This is a genomic window from Amycolatopsis sp. NPDC003676 (assembly GCF_053587275.1).
Map to the genome: position 1 here is coordinate 1 of NZ_JBSFNS010000346.1, position 1,213 is coordinate 1,213.

The window sequence follows — 1,213 nt, forward strand, 5'->3', positions numbered from 1 at the left end:
CATCAACAAGGAGATCGAACTGCGGTTCGTCCTCGGCTACGACCCCGGCGAATTCCGCGACACCCTGCACATGATCGCCGACGGCACCGTCGACCCCAGCCCGCTGATCACCGGCACCGTCGGCCTCGACGGCGTCGACGCGGCCTTCACCGCCCTGGGATCCCCGGACCACCACGCCAAGATCCTCATCGATCCGCGCAGCGACAACGTCACGCCCTGAGCCCGGCGAGGAATCGACCGCCACAGCGGGGCGAGGTCAGCGGCGGAGTTGGGTCCAGGCGTGGCAGGCGGTGACCAGCTCCGCGATGCCGCCGGGTTCGGCCAGGCTGCGCCCGGTGAGTTCCTCGAGCCGGCGCAGGCGCTTGCGCACGGTGTTCGGATGGCAGTGCAACCGCTGCGCGGTGCGGTCCGCCGAGCCCGCGGCCGCGACCCACTCCCGCAGCGTGGCGAGCAGGGTCCGCTGGGTCTCGCCGGGCGCGTCCAGCAGGCCGCCGAGCACCGTCCGCGCGGTCGTGCGGGCGGCGTCGCGGCCGCCGGCCACGAGCACGTTCAGCGGGGTGTTCTCGAATTGTTCGACCGTCGGCGCGCCCGGCATTCCGTCGCGCACCAGTTCGGCGAGGCCGAGCGCCCAGGCGGTCTGCCGCAGTGACCCGAAGACCGGGCTGACGCCCACCGGACCGGTCGTGTGTCTCCGCAGCACCGCCATCGCCTGGTCGGCACGGGCCGGGTTGCGCACCGACAGGACCCCGACCGCGGTGTCGTAGCGGATCCGCCACACCATCGTCACGTCGATCGCCGCCAGGGCCGACACGACCCGCGGCATCGGATCCTGGCCGCGGTCACTCACCGTGGCGATCGCCAGAAACGCCCCGTCGACGGGAAGGCGTAGCGCGCGAGCGACTTCGAGCAGGGTGGCCAGCCCGGGATCCTCGGAGACCAGGACGTCGATGTAGGCCGCGCGTTCACGCTCGCGCTGCGACATCAGGTAGTGCGCCTCCTCGCGGTAGGCGTCGACCATCGCGTCGGCGTCGAGGCCGTGGTTGCGGAACAACGCCTGCAGCAGCTCGATGACGATCTCCGCGGGGACCGCCGGCGCCTGCGCACCGGCGCGGACGACGGCGTTCGACAGCACCAGATAGCCGAGGCGATAGGCGCACAGCACGTCGGCCAGCGGCGCGTCCTGTCCGGCCCGGAGCCTGCCGGTCTCGGCGGG

General features: G+C 72.5%; 1 protein-coding gene and 1 pseudogene. One reads left to right on the forward strand and one right to left on the reverse strand.

What is annotated here, in order from left to right; genetic code table 11:
* Nucleotides 1-220 (forward strand): annotated as a pseudogene (locus ACWDNU_RS46290) (hypothetical protein); the annotation flags it as partial.
* 36 nt (nt 221-256) lie between these two features.
* On the opposite strand, the gene ACWDNU_RS46295 reads toward ACWDNU_RS46290, so the two are convergent.
* The coding region (locus ACWDNU_RS46295; RefSeq protein WP_449673504.1) for a PucR family transcriptional regulator at nt 257-1,213 on the reverse strand (957 nt) is incomplete at its 5' end.